12 protein-coding genes, 1 pseudogene and 1 riboswitch are annotated in these 16148 nt (G+C 73.3%); of the genes and pseudogenes, 10 read left to right on the plus strand and 3 right to left on the minus strand.

From position 1 onward, the window contains the following. The 7 genes and pseudogenes from ACIG5E_RS22960 to ACIG5E_RS22990 all read left to right on the plus strand — a co-directional run. Positions 1-144 (plus strand): annotated as a pseudogene (locus ACIG5E_RS22960) (crotonyl-CoA carboxylase/reductase); the annotation flags it as partial. Further along, positions 144-2174 (plus strand): protein meaA, encoded by a 2031-nt coding sequence (locus ACIG5E_RS22965; RefSeq protein WP_396536065.1) that lies wholly within the window; start codon positions 144-146, stop codon positions 2172-2174. The pseudogene ACIG5E_RS22960 and the gene ACIG5E_RS22965, both read left to right, overlap by 1 nt. A gap of 43 nt (positions 2175-2217) precedes the next feature. Then, a complete protein-coding gene (locus tag ACIG5E_RS22970; protein WP_396536067.1) occupies positions 2218-3201 on the plus strand; it encodes an HpcH/HpaI aldolase/citrate lyase family protein in 984 nt (327 codons plus the stop codon). Positions 3202-3212: 11 nt separating this feature from the next. Further along, a complete protein-coding gene (locus tag ACIG5E_RS22975) occupies positions 3213-3716 on the plus strand; it encodes a MaoC family dehydratase (protein WP_396536069.1) in 504 nt (167 codons plus the stop codon). Between the two features lie 148 nt (positions 3717-3864). Beyond that, positions 3865-5067 carry an acyl-CoA dehydrogenase family protein gene (locus ACIG5E_RS22980; protein ID WP_270143132.1) on the plus strand — a complete coding sequence of 401 codons (1203 nt, stop codon included), beginning with the start codon at positions 3865-3867 and terminating at the stop codon, positions 5065-5067. A gap of 519 nt (positions 5068-5586) precedes the next feature. Continuing rightward, positions 5587-6279 carry a phosphatidylserine decarboxylase gene (locus tag ACIG5E_RS22985; RefSeq protein ID WP_270143134.1) on the plus strand — a complete coding sequence of 231 codons (693 nt, stop codon included), beginning with the start codon at positions 5587-5589 and terminating at the stop codon, positions 6277-6279. Beyond that, positions 6266-7144 carry a CDP-alcohol phosphatidyltransferase family protein gene (locus ACIG5E_RS22990; protein WP_396536071.1) on the plus strand — a complete coding sequence of 293 codons (879 nt, stop codon included), beginning with the start codon at positions 6266-6268 and terminating at the stop codon, positions 7142-7144. Before ACIG5E_RS22985 ends, ACIG5E_RS22990 begins: the two co-directional genes overlap by 14 nt. A gap of 67 nt (positions 7145-7211) precedes the next feature. Here ACIG5E_RS22990 and ACIG5E_RS22995 read toward each other — a convergent pair whose 3' ends face one another. From ACIG5E_RS22995 to ACIG5E_RS23005, 3 genes are all read right to left on the minus strand, one after another. Beyond that, positions 7212-8537 carry a hypothetical protein gene (locus tag ACIG5E_RS22995; protein WP_396536073.1) on the minus strand — a complete coding sequence of 442 codons (1326 nt, stop codon included), beginning with the start codon at positions 8535-8537 and terminating at the stop codon, positions 7212-7214. A 637-nt stretch (positions 8538-9174) separates the two neighbouring features. Next, positions 9175-10299: an alpha/beta hydrolase family protein gene (locus tag ACIG5E_RS23000; protein WP_396536075.1), complete on the minus strand. Its 1125-nt coding sequence runs from the start codon at positions 10297-10299 to the stop codon at positions 9175-9177. A gap of 109 nt (positions 10300-10408) precedes the next feature. Beyond that, the gene (locus ACIG5E_RS23005; protein WP_396536077.1) at positions 10409-11062 is read right to left on the minus strand and encodes a transcriptional regulator; all 654 of its coding nucleotides are present in this window, start codon (positions 11060-11062) and stop codon (positions 10409-10411) included. A 235-nt stretch (positions 11063-11297) separates the two neighbouring features. Next, a riboswitch (cobalamin riboswitch) is annotated at positions 11298-11459 on the plus strand. Between the two features lie 101 nt (positions 11460-11560). Between ACIG5E_RS23005 and ACIG5E_RS23010 the strand changes: the two genes are divergently transcribed. From ACIG5E_RS23010 to ACIG5E_RS23020, 3 genes are read left to right on the plus strand one after another with little or no spacing between them, the layout of a single operon-like run. Then, positions 11561-12523, plus strand: a complete 963-nt coding sequence (locus ACIG5E_RS23010; protein WP_396536079.1) for a cobalamin biosynthesis protein — start codon at positions 11561-11563, stop codon at positions 12521-12523. Next, complete coding sequence (locus ACIG5E_RS23015) at positions 12520-14058, plus strand: cobyric acid synthase (protein WP_396536081.1); 1539 nt, start codon at positions 12520-12522, stop codon at positions 14056-14058. Before ACIG5E_RS23010 ends, ACIG5E_RS23015 begins: the two co-directional genes overlap by 4 nt. Next, complete coding sequence (locus tag ACIG5E_RS23020) at positions 14055-16145, plus strand: putative cobaltochelatase (protein ID WP_396536083.1); 2091 nt, start codon at positions 14055-14057, stop codon at positions 16143-16145. Before ACIG5E_RS23015 ends, ACIG5E_RS23020 begins: the two co-directional genes overlap by 4 nt. Positions 16146-16148: the final 3 nt, after the last annotated feature.

The following is a 16148-nucleotide window of genomic DNA, read 5'->3' on the forward strand; positions in this document are numbered from 1 at the left end:
CAGGCCGCCCTCGACGTGCACCACAACAAGCACCAGGGCAAGGTCGGCGTCCTCTGCCTCGCCCCCGAAGAGGGCCTGGGCGTCCGCGACCAGGAGCTGCGCGAGAAGCACCTGCCCGCGATCAACCGCTTCAGGAACGTGTGATGAGCGACGCTCAGAAGCGCGACCGCCCCTGGCTGATGCGCACCTACGCCGGCCACTCCACCGCGAGCGACTCCAACGCGCTCTACCGGCGGAACCTGGCGAAGGGCCAGACCGGCCTGTCCGTCGCCTTCGACCTGCCGACCCAGACCGGCTACGACTCCGACCACATCCTCGCCCGCGGCGAGGTGGGCCGGGTCGGCGTCCCGGTCGGCCACGTCGGCGACATGCGCACCCTGTTCGACGGCATCCCGCTCGAACAGACCAACACCTCCATGACGATCAACGCCACCGCGATGTGGCTGCTGGCGCTCTACCAGGTGGTCGCCGAGGAGCAGGGCGCCGACATCGCCAAGCTCACCGGCACCACCCAGAACGACATCGTCAAGGAGTACCTGTCGCGCGGGACGCACGTCTTCCCGCCCGGCCCGTCGGTGCGCCTGATCACCGACATGATCGCCTACACGGTCGGCAACATCCCCAAGTGGAACCCGATCAACATCTGCAGCTACCACCTGCAGGAGGCCGGGGCCACGCCCGTCCAGGAGATCGCCTACGCGATGTGCACCGCCATCTCGGTGCTCGACGCCGTCCGCGACTCCGGGCAGGTGCCCGCCGAGCGGATGGGCGACGTGGTCGCCCGGATCTCCTTCTTCGTCAACGCCGGCGTGCGCTTCGTCGAGGAGATGTGCAAGATGCGCGCCTTCGCCCAGCTCTGGGAGAAGGTCACGCTGGAGCGGTACGGCGTCACCGACGCGAAGCAGCGCCGGTTCCGCTACGGCGTCCAGGTCAACTCGCTCGGGCTGACCGAGGCCCAGCCGGAGAACAACGTCCAGCGGATCGTCCTGGAGATGCTGGCCGTCACCCTCTCCAAGGACGCCCGCGCCCGCGCCGTCCAGCTGCCCGCCTGGAACGAGGCGCTCGGCCTGCCGCGCCCGTGGGACCAGCAGTGGTCGCTGCGGATCCAGCAGGTGCTGGCGTACGAGTCGGACCTGCTGGAGTACGGCGACATCTTCAACGGCTCCGAGGTGATCGAGGCCAAGACCGCCGCGCTGCTGGCGGGCGCCGAGGCGGAGATCGCCAAGGTGATGGAAATGGGCGGGGTGATTCCCGCGGTGGAGTCCGGCTACCTCAAGTCCAACCTGGTCGCCTCGCACGCCGCCCGCCGGGCCCGGATCGAGTCCGGCGAGGACAAGATCGTCGGCGTCAACTGCTTCGACACCACCGAGCCCAGCCCGCTCACCGCCGACCTCGACACCGCGATCATGATGGTCGACCCGGCCTCCGAGCAGTCCGTGCTCACCGCCCTGGAGGCCTGGCGCGGTCAGCGCGACGAGGCCGCCGCCCAGCAGGCACTGGCCGAGCTCAAGACCGTCGCCGCCACCGAGGCCAACCTGATGCCGGCCACCCTCGCCTGCGCCCGGGCCGGGGTCACCACCGGCGAGTGGTCCTTCGCCCTGCGCGAGGTGTTCGGCGAGTACCGCGCCCCCACCGGCGTGGGCGGCGCACCCGTCGCGATCACCGCCGAGCCCGGCGGGGAACTGGAGCAGGTCCGCGCCGCCGTCGCCGCCACCGCCGAGGAGCTGGGCGCCGGCAAGCTGCGCCTGCTGGTCGGCAAGCCCGGCCTGGACGGGCACTCCAACGGCGCCGAGCAGATCGCCGTACGTGCTCGCGACGCCGGGTTCGAGGTGGTCTACCAGGGCATCCGGCTGACCCCGGAGCAGATCGTCTCCGCCGCCGTGGCGGAGGACGTGCACTGCGTGGGCCTGTCCATCCTCTCCGGCGCCCACACCGAGCTGGTGCCGGACGTCCTGAAGCGGCTGCGCCGCGCCGGGGTGGAGGATGTCCCGGTGATCGTGGGTGGCATCATCCCGGCAGCGGACGGCGAGGCCCTCAAGGCCGTCGGCGTCGCCGCCGTGTTCACCCCGAAGGACTTCGGCATCACCACCATCATCGGCCGGATCGTGGACGAGATCCGGCTGGCCAACAAGCTCCAGCCGTGGACGCCCGCACCGACCGCGGCCACGAGCTGACCAGCTGACCAGCTGACCACTGGGAAGGAACCGAACCACCGTCATGAGCAACTCCCACCCGTCGCCCGCCAGCTTCAATCGCCTGCGCCCGCGCCGCTCCTGCCTCGCCGTACCGGGCAGCAACCCGCGCTTCCTGGAGAAGGCCCAGGGCCTCCCGGCCGACCAGGTCTTCCTCGACCTCGAGGACGCCTGCGCCCCGCTGGTCAAGGAGAGCGCCCGCCACAACATCGTCGACGCGCTGAACAACGGCGACTGGGGCAACAAGACCCGCGTCGTCCGCGTCAACGACTGGACCACCCACTGGACCTACCGCGACGTGATCACCGTGGTCGAGGGCGCCGGCCCCAACCTCGACTGCATCATGCTGCCGAAGGTCCAGGACGCCGAGCAGGTCAAGGCGCTCGACCTGCTGCTCACCCAGATCGAGAAGACCATGGGCTTCGAGGTCGGCAAGATCGGCATCGAGGCGCAGATCGAGAACGCCAAGGGCCTGATCGACGTCGACGCCATCGCCGAGGCCTCGCCCCGGCTGGAGACCATCATCTTCGGCCCCGCCGACTTCATGGCCTCGATCAACATGAAGTCCCTGGTGGTCGGCGAGCAGCCGCCCGGCTACGGCGCCGACGCCTACCACTACATCCTGATGCGCATCCTGATGGCCGCCCGCGCCAACGACCTCCAGGCGATCGACGGCCCCTACCTGCAGATCCGCAACCCGGAGGGCTACCGCGAGGTCGCCCGCCGCTCCGCCGCCCTCGGCTTCGACGGCAAGTGGGTGCTGCACCCGGACCAGGTCGCCGCCGCGAACGAGATCTACTCGCCCTCGCAGGAGGACTACGACCACGCCGAGCTGATCCTCGACGCCTACGACTACTGCACCTCCGAGGCGGGCGGCGCCAAGGGCTCCGCGATGCTCGGCGACGAGATGATCGACGAGGCCAGCCGCAAGATGGCCCTGGTCATCGCCGGCAAGGGCCGGGCCGCCGGCATGCAGCGCACCACCAAGTTCGAGATCCCGGAAAGCTGAGGGCCTGAGCCATGCAGTTCGGACGCACCTACGAGGAGTTCGAGGTCGGCGCGGTCTACAAGCACTGGCCCGGCAAGACGGTCACCGAGTACGACGACCACCTCTTCTGCCTGCTCACCATGAACCACCACCCGCTCCACATGGACACCAACTATGCGGAGAAGACGACGGACTTCGGCAAGAACGTCGTGGTGGGCAACTACATCTACTCGCTGCTGCTCGGCATGTCCGTCCCGGACGTCTCCGGCAAGGCGATCGCCAATCTGGAGATCGAGTCGCTGCGCCACATCGCGCCGACCTTCCACGGCGACACCATCTACGGCGAGACCACCGTCCTCGACAAGTGGCCGTCCAAGTCCAAGGACGACCGCGGCATCGTCTACGTCGAGACCAAGGGGTACAAGCAGGACGGCACGGTCGTCTGCGTCTTCCGCCGCAAGGTGATGGTGCCGACCGCGACGTACATCAAGGAGCGCGGCGGCGAGCAGCCCGGTCGCCCCGAGCCGCTCTCCTGACCCACTCCCCTCTATAGAGACCCCGGACGGGGAGGCCGCCGTCATCGGCCGACCCCCACCCGGTCGGGGGCCCTGCTGCCGCAGCCACGCCGGCAGGGCCCCCGGAAATCCCCCCCCCCGCCCTCTTCAGACATTCCGGAGCCGCACGATGGGACGCCTCGCACAGACCGACGGCCTCACCGAGATCCAGCGGGACATCCTCGCCACCGTGCGGGATTTCGTCGACAAGGAGATCATTCCGGTCGCGACCGAGCTGGAACACAAGGACGAGTACCCGACCGCCATCGTCGAGGGCATGAAGCAGCTCGGGCTGTTCGGCCTCACCATCCCCGAGGAGTACGGCGGCCTCGGCGAGTCCCTGCTCACCTACGCCCTGGTGGTCGAGGAGATCGCCCGCGGCTGGATGTCGGTCTCCGGCATCGTCAACACCCACTTCATCGTGGCGCACATGATCAACGCCCACGGCACCCAGGAGCAGAAGGACTACTTCCTGCCGAAGATGGCCGCCGGCGAGATCCGCGGCGCCTTCTCGATGTCCGAGCCCGGCCTCGGCTCCGATGTTTCGGCCATCTCCACCAAGGGCGTCAAGGACGGCGAGTTCTACGTCCTCAACGGCCAGAAGATGTGGCTCACCAACGGCGGCACCTCCACCCTGGTCGCGGTCCTGTGCAAGACCGACGAGGGCGGCAACACCCCGTACAAGAACATGACCACCTTCCTGATCGAGAAGACGGCCGGCTTCGGCCCGAACCCGACCGTCCCCGGCCTCACCGTGCCCGGGAAGATCGAGAAGATGGGCTACAAGGGCGTCGACACCACCGAGCTGGTGCTGCAGGACGTGCGGATCCCGGCCGACCGCATCCTCGGCGGCGTCCCGGGCCGCGGCTTCTACCAGATGATGGACGGCGTCGAGGTCGGCCGCGTCAACGTCGCCGCCCGCGGCTGCGGTGTCGCCCGCCGCGCCTTCGAGCTCGGCATCTCCTACGCCCAGCAGCGCTCCACCTTCGGCAAGAAGATCGCCGAGCACCAGGCGATCCAGTTCAAGCTCGCCGAGATGGCCACCAAGGTCGAGGCCGCCCACCAGATGATGGTCATGGCCGCCCGCAAGAAGGACAGCGGCGAGCGCAACGACCTCGAAGCCGGCATGGCCAAGTACCTGGCCTCGGAGTACTGCAAGGAGGTCGTCGAGGACGCCTTCCGGATCCACGGCGGCTACGGCTTCTCCAAGGAGTACGAGATCGAGCGGCTCTACCGCGAGGCCCCGATGCTGCTCATCGGTGAAGGTACTGCGGAGATCCAGAAGATGATCGTCGGACGCCGGCTCCTGGAGGAGTACAAGATCGCCGAGTGACGACCCGGTCTCCCGCCTGAGCGCGGGACCGCCGAGTGATTGCGGGGCCGCCCCGATTGACGGGCGGCCCCCTCCGAACCGCCGGTCGACGGGCGTGCGGGCCCGTCCCGGCAGAGTGCCGTGCCCAGTCACGGGCCCGGCCTGGTCCGCCAGGGTCCGGCACGGCCTCCGGAAAGCGGCCGCAGGGCGTACAGCTGCAGCGACGCGCCCTGCGGCCGCTTCCGTACACCTTCTTCCGGCCGCCACGGGCCGTGTCCCCCAAGGGGTTCCGTGCGCCAACCTGCTGAGACAAGAGTCACCAGCCGTGTCCGGTCCCTTGGGAACCGGACCGGGGCGAGCTACGGTCGTAGAGGTGGGACGCGTGCACGCGCTCCCACCGGACACATGAACGAGCAGGCGGGTTGCCCACCCACCGTGTGCTCCCGATAGCATCCACCGGGACAGCAAGCCGTCCCTCTATTACCGATTCCGCGGTGGCCCCCGTCCAGCGGCCATGATCCCCCGCGACAAAGGTCTTCGATGCCCATCAGCCCGTCCCCTCACACCTCCGTCACGGACCGCGATGCCCTCGCCGCCCCGACGGCCGGTCGGCGACCCCGCGTGACCATCGCGCGCGGAGCCACCCCCTGGTTCGTCCCCACCCTCGCCACGGCCGCCGTGACCACCGCCCTCACCCGGCGCAGCGGCAAGTGGGCCCTGGCGGCGGTCCCGGCCTGTGCGCTCAGCGCGGGCATGCTGTGGTTCTTCCGCGACCCCGAGCGTGAGATCGGCACGGGCAGAGTGATCTCCCCCGCCGACGGCGTGGTTCAGAGCATCGACGCCTGGCCGGACGGCCGCACCCGGGTCGCCATCTTCATGAGCCCGCTGAACGTCCACGTCAACCGCGCGCCCCTGCCGGGCACGGTGACGTCGGTCGAGCACGTCGCGGGCGGTTTCGTGCCGGCGTTCAACAAGGACAGCGACCAGAACGAGCGGGTCGTCTGGCACTTCGACACCGAGCTCGGCGACATCGAGATGGTGCAGATCGCGGGGGCCGTGGCCCGCCGCATCGTGCCGTACGTGGCCGCCGGAACCAAGGTCGAGCAGGGCGACCGGATCGGTCTGATCCGGTTCGGGTCCCGGGTCGACACCTACCTGCCGGCCGGCGTCGAGGTCGGCGTCGAGGTCGGCCAGAAGACCACAGCCGGGGTGACGCGCCTTGACCGTGACTGATCCTGAGACAATCGTCGGCCTGGACGACGAGGAGACGGCCCTGCGCCGCCGCCGCTGGGCGCGCGACCGCGAGCTGCGTGCCCCGCGCTCCCCGCAGCACCTGTCCACCGCCGACTTCCTGACCCTGGGGAACGCCGTCTGCGGCTTCCTGGCGATCTACTCGATCACCACCGGGGTCCTGATCCCGCACATCACCAACCCGGACGCCGCTCCGGACCGGCACAGCGCGGCCACCGCCGTCACGCTGCTGCTGATCGGCTCGATGTGCGACCTCTTCGACGGCCTGGTGGCGCGGAAGCTCCGCTCCTCCGCCCTCGGAGCGGAACTCGACAACCTGGCCGACCTGATCAGCTTCGGCATCGCGCCGGCCTACTTCGTCGCGGTCTGGGGCATGGTCTCGCAGGGCTCCAACCGGACGCTCTCGGCGCTGATCGCGCTGACCGTGCTGCTCGCGGTGGTCCTGCGGCTGGCCCGCTTCTCGGCCGTCAAGATGCGGCCCGGGGTGTTCCAGGGCATGCCCTGCCCGATGGGCGCGATGACGGTGATCGCCATCGTGCTGCTCGACCCGCCGTTCCTGCCCGGTCTGCTCGCCATCTTCGGCGTCGCGTACCTCATGGTCAGCCGGATCGAGTACCCGAAGCCGCAGGGACTGCTGGCCACCGCCACGCTCTGCTGGGTCGTCGTGGCGATCGGCTGCCTGGCCGCCTGGGCGACCGGGCTGCCCGGTGGCGACACGCTGATGCACGTCGGCGCGTTCGCCCAGATCACGCTCGCCGCGATGGCGCCGCTGCTGGTCATCCGGCGCAAGGTCGGGCAGAAGGTCGGCGACGTCCGCGCCCGGCGGGCGGAGTCGCGGCTCGGCTGAGTCCGCCTTGATGTGGGAAGGGCCCGGAACCGTCAGGTTCCGGGCCCTTTCCGCGTTCTGATGCGACCTACGCACCGCCGGTGTGGACGCTGAAGGCGGAGCGGCGGGCCGCCCTGGCCACGCCCGGGTCCGGGTGCACGCCGGAGACCGCCGTCAGCACCGAGGCCGCCCGCGGGTGCCCGGACTGCCGGGCGCGGGCGAACAGCCGCACCGGGTCGCCCGCCGCGGCGCCCTCGACATGGCCCACCAGCAGCTCGGTCTCGCCGTGGTCCAGCACCGCCGCCGCGGTGTCCACCCACAGCCAGGCCGCGTCCTCGGCGCCCAGTACGTCCGCCGGGGAGACCCCCTCGTCGGCGCGCTCGGCCAGCCACAGCAGTGCGTACGGGCGCAGCACCGGCTCGTCCACCGAAGCCCGCACCGCCTGCTCGGCCGGGCCGCCGGCCACCCGCAGCGCCTCGAAGGCCAGGCCGCGCACCAGCGCGTCGTCGCCCTGGGCGGCGTCCAGCAGCTCGGCCACCGCGCGGTCCGCCGGGCGGGCCGCCACCCAGGCGCGGAACTCCGCCCGGGCCGGGCCCGGCGAGTAGTCCGCGCAGGCGTTCAGCAGCTCGAAGGCACTCTGCTCGATGTGCCCGGCCGCGGTCTGTGCGACCGTGCAGATCTCCTCCAGCTTCGCCCGCACCGCCCAGTGGCCCAGCGGGGACAGCTCAGCGGCATCGTTCCTGCGCACCACGGCGCCGACCGCCGCCAGGCCGTCCAGCATCCAGTCCAGGACGGCGGCCACGTCGGAGGGTGCGGCCGGGGTGTCGATCTGCGGCGCCCGGCAGGTGCCGCGGACGGCGGACACCGCCGAGGCGGCGTGCGGCACCGGCGACAGGCCCGGGTTGCCGAGGCCGGCGCCGACCCGGCGCTCGTCCAGGCCGCGGCGCAGCAGCTCCAGCAGCTCGCTCTCGGCCACCGGGCCGTCCACCAGGTGCAGGAAGGACAGCAGCTGCGGGGCCTGGTCCACGGCCTGGCCGGCCAGGACGGCGAACACCCCGCGCAGCGCGGCGGGCGGCACCGGGGCGAGCAGCGTCCAGGCGTCGAACAGCCCGGACCAGCCGCGCACCACGGCCTCGTCGTCGTGCTCCCAGGCGTGAAGGCGCCAGCCGGGGCCCGCTCCGCCGTCCCGGGCCTCCACCAGGCCCACCAGCAGCGCCTGACCCCACGCCTTGGCGGCGGCGCCGACCGTCATGGCCAGCGCCCGGCCGGCGGCGCGGGCGTCCTCCGGGAGGAGCTCGCCGCGCTTGTCGACCTCTTCCAGGTCTCCGGCCCAGCGGGCGATCCGGACGGCGTCCACCAGCATCCGGCGGGCCAGCGGCGCCAGCTCGGCCGGTGCGGGGAAGCCCTCCGGCACCGGGACCCGACCTCGGCCGGGTGCCGGCGCGGGCCCTCGTCGCCGGGGTACACCGGCCCCGCCCGGCCTGCCACCGGAGGGCCGGTGGGCCGTACCGGGGAGACGGGTCACCGTCGCACCGGTACCGATCGTCGGCGGGAGCGGGGCATCACGGTCGCGCGGGTTCCGAGACGTCACGTCGAGCAGTCTTCCCCTTGCACGGGCCTTCTGTCACATCCGGTTGTCCGTACGAGCGCACGACTGGGTACCGCACCTCCGCAAGATCGGGCAACAGTGGCAAACCGCCTGGCCGGAAACGTGTGGCGGGGGCATGCCAGGTGCGTGGTGAGGCGTCGCGCTGCCCGCTCGGGCGGTCACTCTCCGCGTCAGGAGCGGAGCGTTTCGGAGCCGCGGAGGCGGGTGCGGGCGGAAGTAGAGGGCTGGAATCCGGCCAGGTGGCATGTGCCTGCTGGGCGGTGGCGGCGCACCGGAAGTCGGCCGGTCCGACTTCCCGTGCGGTCGGCGCAGGGGAAAAAGCGGAGCAGCTTCCCGGGTTCGGGAGCAAATTGTCTCCTTTACCGCCTTACCTCGCCTCTTGCTTCGCTTTACCTCGCTTTGCTTCGCGCGCTGTTCAGTGGGCGGCCGCGGATTCCCGGATTCAGAGCAGCGGGGTCAGCCAGCGCCGGAGGAGTTCGGTGTAGTGGTCGGGGGCCGAATTCCACAGGGCTGCGTGCTCGGCCCCCGGGAAGCGCTGGAGGTTCACCACGTCATGGCGGGCGGCGGCCAGGCGCTCCACGGTGCCGAAGGGGGCGATCCGGTCGTCCGGGCTGTGCAGGACCAGGGTGGGCACCCGCAGGTCCGCGCCCTCGGCGAGGCGGGAGAAGTCCGCGAGGTCCACACCCGTGCGGGCCTGCGCGGCCAGCGCGCCCAGCTCGGCGGAGGCACCGGTGAAACCGGCCCGGGCGGCGTCCCGGCGGGCGGAGCCCGGGAGATCGAGGACCGGCGAGTCGAGGATGAGCCCGCTGATCGCGTGCGCGTAGGCGGAACGGGCCGCGGTCCGCAGGACCACGGTGGCGCCCACCGACCAGCCGTAGAGGATCACCCGGCCCGCGCCGCTGTCGAGCGCCAGCCGCACCGCCGACTCGATGTCCCGCCACTCGGTCTCGCCGAAGTGGCTGTAGCCGTCCCGGGAGGCCGGGGCGCCCTCGTCGCCGCGGTAGGTGACGGCGAGGGCCGGCAGGCCGAGGCGGTGCAGGACGGGCAGCACCGGGAGGGTCTGCTGGCGGTCGGCCTCAGGGCCGTGCACGAGGATCACCCAGGTGCCGCGTTTTCCGTCGAGCCGCCAGGCGGGGAGGGCGCCGAGTTCGCCGTCGGCGGCGGTCGCGGTGAAGGCCAGGCCGAGCGCCTCGGTCGGGTCGCCCAGGTACACGCGCGGGGTGAAGCGGACCTCGGTGCCGGGCGTCAGGGTGCCCCGGTCGGCCCGGACCAGCCGCCGGGTGACGCCCTGCGCGTCGCGGTACAGGATCTCCTCGACCACCGCGTGCCCGTCGTCATCCCACTCGACCGCCCAGCGACCGGGCCGCAGGCTCTCGGGGCGGCGGTTGAAGGTGACCCGGCCGACGCCGAGGCTGTGCACCACCACGGGTCCGGCCTCCTGCGCGGCCGGGCCCGGCCCCACCCCCGGGCTGACCATCCGCTCGGAGGCCCGGCGGCCTATCACCAGGACGGCGGCCCCGGCCCCGACGGCGGCGGCCGCCACGACCGCTGCGGTTCCCCAACGCATTTCGTTCCCCGCTCTGCTCCACGGACCGGACGGTATTCGAGCACCAGTCCACCGGGGCACCGCGCCCCCGGCCACCGGACTGGGCCGTCCGGGGGACGGCCGGGGACGGTCAGACCGGGATGTCGGGGTCGTGGGTGCTGAGGAGGTGCCAGAAGCGGGGGGTGAGGGGTGGGGTGGGGGTGCGGGGCTGGGTGGTGGCGCCCCAGTGGGAGGGGACGTGGTGTTCCTGGTGGAGGACGGGGAGGACGGCGGCGAGGTCGGCTTCCGGGACGGGGACGAGGCGGGCGAGCGGGCGCAGCTGGGGCTGCCAGCGGCCGGCCACGCACTGGCGCAGCAGGCCGTCGAGGGCCTCGCCGCGCCCGGTGGCCGCGACCAGTTCGGTCAGCCGCAGGCCCAGCACCTGGGCGAGGGCGTGGGTCTGGTCCGGGTCACCGTCCCAGTGGCCGGTCAGTTCGGCCTGCCGGTAGGCGGGCAGCGTCACGCCGACCCGCTCGGCGACGGCCTCCTGGCCGAGCTCCCGGGCGAGGCGGTGGTCACGCAGGCTCACCGGGCGGCCGTCCATCAGCTGGGCGGCCGGGCACCAGAGGGCCCTGGCCAGGGCGATGAACTCGGCCTCGCCGGGGCGCAGCTCGCCGTCCTCCCAGGCGAGCACGTGGCCGGGCAGCAGCCGTACGCCGTGCGCGGCCATGCCCTCGGCGACCTGCTCGGGGGTCAGCCCGAGGCCGGCCCGGTGGGCGCGGGCGGCCTCGGGTGAGAACGGCACGGGAGAAGGGGCGGCAGTGGCGGGGGACTTTCTGCGGCGCATGGCACCGAACGGTAGGTGTGGCCCTCGGCCCGTCCCAGTCGCCGAACGCACGAAGTGGAGCTGACGGGCCCTCCCCCGCGCTGGGCGATCGCACAGGGCGGCAACGGCCTCGGGTGTGACCGACCCCTCCTTGACCTCGGTTGACTCCCGGTTCGGCCGCGTGATGGGATCCTGGGGCCAAACGGAGGCATGGAGAGGAAGCCGGTGCGAGTCCGGCGCGGTCCCGCCACTGTCACCGGGGAGCACGCTCGGAATCCCTCCTTGCCCGCCATCGCGCAGGAGGGGCCCATCACGGCGGCCGTCAGAAGCCGCTGGAGGGCCCGGGGGTGCGTCCGACCCGGAAGCCAGGAGACTCTCGCCCCCGGTACGTCGATCCAGGGCGCGGACCCTGAGTGAGGACACCCACGCGATGCAGGCTGCCCCGCCCCGTCGGACTCCGAGCTGCCCGCCGCCGTCGTGCGCCCGCTGACCCGCGCCGCCGCCTTCGCGTTGGGCGCCGTCGCGGGCTACGCCGCCGACGCCCGTTTCGCCGACCCGCGCCGCGGTCACCCGGTCGCCCTGTTCGGCAGCGCCGCCACCCGCCTGGAGCGGCGCGTCTGGCGCGACGACCGTACCGCCGGCGCCGGGTACACGGCGCTGTGCGTGGGCGTGGTCGCGGCCGGCGCGCTGGCGCTGGACCGTACGGTCGGGCGCCGTCCGCTGGGCCGGACCGCGCTGGCGGCCGCCGCGACCTGGACGGTGCTCGGCGGCACCTCGCTGACCCGGGAGGCGCGCACCATCGGCCGCTCCCTGGCCGCGGGTGATCTGACGGCCGCCCGGGAGCGGCTGCCGCACCTGTGCGGGCGGGATCCGAGCGCGCTGGACGGGCAGCAGATCGCCCGGGCGGTGGTCGAGTCGGTGGCCGAGAACACCGCCGACGCCGTGGTGAACGCGCTGACCTGGGGCGCCCTGGCCGGCACCCCGGGACTGCTGGCCTTCCGCGCCGCGAACACCCTGGACGCCATGGTGGGCCACCGCTCGCCCCGCTACGCCCGCTTCGGCTGGGCCTCGGCCCGGCTGGACGACGTCGTGGGCTGGCCGGGCGCCCGGCTCACCGCGCTGCTGACGGTGGCCGCCGCGCCCGAGCCCCGGACCGCCTGGCGGGTCTGGCGCCGGGACGGCTCCGCGCACCCGAGCCCGAACGCGGGCCAGGCCGAGTCGGCCTTCGCGGGCGCGGTGGGCGTGCGGCTGGGCGGGACGCTCCAGTACGGCGAACGGGTGGAGCACCGGCCGGTGCTGGGCGCCGAGTTGCGGCCGGTGACGGTGGACGACATCGAGCGGGCCTGCACGCTGTCGCGGCGGGTGGGCGCGCTGGCGCTGGGTACGACGGTCGCGGGGCACGTCCTGCTGCGTGCTCTTCGTAGGAGGGGCAAAGCATGAGGAACGCACTGCTGGTCGCCGGGACGACCTCGGACGCGGGCAAGAGCGTGGTGACGGCCGGGATCTGCCGTTGGCTGGCCCGCCAGGGCGTGCGGGTCGCGCCGTTCAAGGCGCAGAACATGTCGCTGAACTCCTTCGTCACCGCCGACGGCGCCGAGATCGGCCGCGCCCAGGCGATGCAGGCGCAGGCCGCCCGGGTGGAGCCGGAGGCGGCGATGAACCCGGTGCTGCTGAAGCCCGGCGCGGACGGCCGCAGCCAGGTGGTGCTGCTCGGCCGGCCGGTCGCCGAGGTGGGCGCGCTGGACTACCGCGAGCGCAAGCCCGTCCTGCTGGAGCGCGCCCTGGAGTGCCTGGCGGACCTGCGCCGGCGCTATGACGTGGTGGTGTGCGAGGGCGCCGGTTCGCCCGCCGAGATCAACCTGCGCGACCGGGACATCGCCAACATGGGCCTGGCCACGGCCGCCGCCCTGCCCGTGGTGGTGGTCGGGGACATCGACCGCGGCGGGGTCTTCGCGGCGATGTACGGGACGCTGGCGCTGCTGTCCGCGGAGGACCAGCGGCACGTGGCGGGCTGGTTCGTCAACAAGTTCCGCGGCGACGCCCGGCTGCTCGCACCCGGGCTGGAGATGCTGCGGGAGCTGACCGGCCGTCCGGTGCTGGGCACCCTGCCGATGCTGCCGGGCCTGTGGCTGGACGCCGAGGACTCGCTGGACCTGTCCACGGTGGTGGACCGGGCGGACGGGCCCGGGCCGCTCGGGGCGGACGTGCTGCGGGTGGCCGTGGTGCGCTTCCCCCGGCTGTCCAACTTCACCGACCTGGACGCGCTGGCGCAGGAGCCCGGCGTGCTGGTGCGCTGGGCGACCCGGCCGGAGGAACTGGCCGACGCCGACCTGGTGGTGCTGCCCGGCACCCGGGCCACCGTGGCGGACCTCGCCTGGCTGCGCGAACGCGGCCTGGAGCCGGCGCTGAAGGCGCGCGCGGCGGCCGGGCTGCCGATCCTCGGGGTCTGCGGCGGCTACCAGATGCTGGCGCGCTCGATCGAGGACGAGGTGGAGTCCAAGGCGGGCGTCGTCGACGGGCTGGGACTGCTGCCGACCGACGTCCGCTTCGGCACCGAGAAGGTGCTGGCGCGGCCGGTCGGCGAGGCGTACGGGCAGCGGGTCGAGGGCTACGAGATCCACCACGGGGTGGTTTCCGTCGAGGGCGGGGACGGGTTCATCTCCGATGGCGGTGGGCAGAGCCTCGACGGCTGCCGGCTCGGCTCGGTCTGGGGCACCACCTGGCACGGCGTGCTGGAGAACGACGGCTTCCGCCGCGAACTCCTGCGCGAGGTCGCCGAGTCGGCCGGGCGGGCGTTCGTGCCGGCGCCGGACACCTGCTTCGCCGCGGCGCGCGAGGCCCGGCTGGACCGGCTGGGCGACCTGATCGAGGAGCACGCGGACACCGACGCGCTGTGGAAGCTGATCGAGGGCGGGGTGCCGGCGGCCGGAACGCTGCCGTTCCTCCCGCCCGGGGCACCTGGGAGTGACGCATGAGTGACGTCCGCTATCCGTTCACCGCGGTCGTCGGCATGGCCGACCTGCGGCTCGGGCTGCTGCTGAACGCGGTCTCCCCGGCCGTGGGCGGCGTGCTGGTGCGCGGTGAGAAGGGCACCGCGAAGTCGACCATGGTGCGCGCGCTGGCCGGGCTGCTGCCCTCCATCGCCACCGTGGACGGCTGCCGCTTCGCCTGCGACCCGGCCGCGCCGGACCCGCAGTGCCCGGACGGGCCGCACTCCGCCGCCACCAGCACTGAACGGCCTTCCCAGCTGGTCGAGTTGCCGGTCGGTGTGGCCGAGGACCGGATCGTCGGCTCGCTCGACCTGGAGCGCGCGCTGGCCGAGGGCGTCAAGGCGTACGAGCCCGGCCTGCTGGCCAGGGCGCACCGCGGCGTGCTGTACATCGACGAGGTGAACCTGCTCCAGGACCACGTGGTGGACCTGCTGCTGGACGCCGCCGCGATGGGCCGCTCCTACGTCGAGCGCGAGGGCGTGTCGGTGCGGCACGCGGCGCGGTTCCTGCTGGTCGGCACGATGAACCCGGAGGAGGGCGAGCTGCGGCCGCAGCTACTCGACCGCTTCGGCCTGACCGTCGAGATCGCCGCCACCCGGGACCCGGCCGAGCGCGCCGAGGTGGTCCGGCGCCGGCTCGCGTACGACGCGGACCCGGCCGGCTTCGCGGCGCGGTTCGCGGCGGAGGAGCGGGAGCTCGCCGAACACATCACCGCCGCCCGGGAGTTGCTGTCCAAGGTCGAGCTGACCGATGTGGCGCTGCGTCAGATCACCGCCGTATGCGCGGCGTTCGAGGTGGACGGGCTGCGCGCGGACATCGTGATGGCCCGCACCGCGGTCGCGCTGGCCGCCTGGGCCGGGCGGGTGGAGGTGTTGGAGGAGGACGTCCGCAAGGCCGCCCAGCTGGCTCTGCCGCACCGGCGCCGGCGCAACCCGTTCGACGCTCCGGGGCTGGACGAGGAGCAGTTGGACCGGACGCTGGAGGAGCACGCCCAGCCGGAGGACCCGGAGCCCGAGGGCGACGGGCCGGGTCCGGACGGCGGCGGTGACGGCGATGGCGACGGTCCGGAGGGTGGCGGCCCCGACGGCGGTGGCGCTCCCGAGCCGTTCGACGGCGGCGCCCCGGAGGCGTCCGCCCCCGAGAGCGGCGCTTCGGACGCCGAGCCGCCCGCGCAGCAGCCCGTCCCCGCCCAACACCCCTCCCCCGCCCGGGAGTCGGCGCCGGTCGCGGCCGGCGACCCGTACCGGACCCGGCTGTTCACCGTGCGGGGCACCGGCCACGGCGCGCAGGGCCGCCGCTCCCCCGCCGAGACCACCGGCGGGCACACCGTCCGGGCCCGCCGGCCGCAGGGCACCCTGAGCCGGCTGCACCTGACCGCGACCCTGCAGGCCGCGGCGCCGCACCAGGTGGCGCGCGGGCGGGCCGGCCGGGCGCTGGTGCTGCACAAGGACGACTTCCGCGAACAGGTGCGCCAGGGACGGGAGTCCAACCTCGTCCTGTTCGTGGTGGACGCCTCCGGCTCGATGGCCGCCCGGCAGCGGATGACCGCCGTCAAGGGTGCGGTGCTGTCGCTGCTGATGGACGCCTACCAGCGCCGGGACAAGATCGGCATGATCACCTTCCGGGGCGCGGACGCCGAGCTGGCGCTGCCGCCCACCTCCTCGGTGGAGGTCGGCGCGGCCCGGCTGGAGTCGCTGCCCACCGGCGGGCGGACCCCGCTGGCCGCCGGCCTGCTGCGCGCCCACGAGGTGCTGCGGGTGGAGCGGCTGCGCGACCCGAGCCGGCGCCCGCTGCTGGTCGTGGTGACCGACGGCCGGGCCACCGGCGGGCGGGAGGCGCTCGCCCGCTCGCAGCGCGCGGCCACGCTGTTCGCCGCCCAGGGCACGGCGAGCGTGGTGCTGGACTGCGAGTCCGGACCGGTCCGCCTGGGCCTGGCCCGTACCCTGGCCGGGCTGCTCGGCGGCAGCGCCGTCAGCCTGGACGAGCTGCGCGCGGAGGGCGTGGCCTCGCTCGTCCGGGAGAACCGTGCCGTGAACCGTGCGACCACCACTTCGATGCGAAAGGCGGCCTGACCG

The sequence above is a fragment of the Kitasatospora sp. NPDC053057 genome (assembly GCF_044546945.1).
GTDB lineage: Bacteria > Actinomycetota > Actinomycetes > Streptomycetales > Streptomycetaceae > Kitasatospora.

Bases quoted from the DNA above. Each gene is read 5' to 3' on its own strand.
- ACIG5E_RS22970 (WP_396536067.1), top strand. From the start codon at position 2,218: ATGAGCAACTCCCACCCGTCGCCCGCCAGCTTCAATCGCCTGCGCCCG.
- ACIG5E_RS23015 (WP_396536081.1), top strand. From the start codon at position 12,520: ATGAGGAACGCACTGCTGGTCGCCGGGACGACCTCGGACGCGGGCAAG.
- ACIG5E_RS23020 (WP_396536083.1), top strand. From the start codon at position 14,055: ATGAGTGACGTCCGCTATCCGTTCACCGCGGTCGTCGGCATGGCCGAC.
- ACIG5E_RS23000 (WP_396536075.1), bottom strand. From the start codon at position 10,299: ATGCGTTGGGGAACCGCAGCGGTCGTGGCGGCCGCCGCCGTCGGGGCC.
- ACIG5E_RS22975 (WP_396536069.1), top strand. From the start codon at position 3,213: ATGCAGTTCGGACGCACCTACGAGGAGTTCGAGGTCGGCGCGGTCTAC.
- ACIG5E_RS22965 (WP_396536065.1), top strand. From the start codon at position 144: ATGAGCGACGCTCAGAAGCGCGACCGCCCCTGGCTGATGCGCACCTAC.
- ACIG5E_RS22985 (WP_270143134.1), top strand. From the start codon at position 5,587: ATGCCCATCAGCCCGTCCCCTCACACCTCCGTCACGGACCGCGATGCC.
- ACIG5E_RS22980 (WP_270143132.1), top strand. From the start codon at position 3,865: ATGGGACGCCTCGCACAGACCGACGGCCTCACCGAGATCCAGCGGGAC.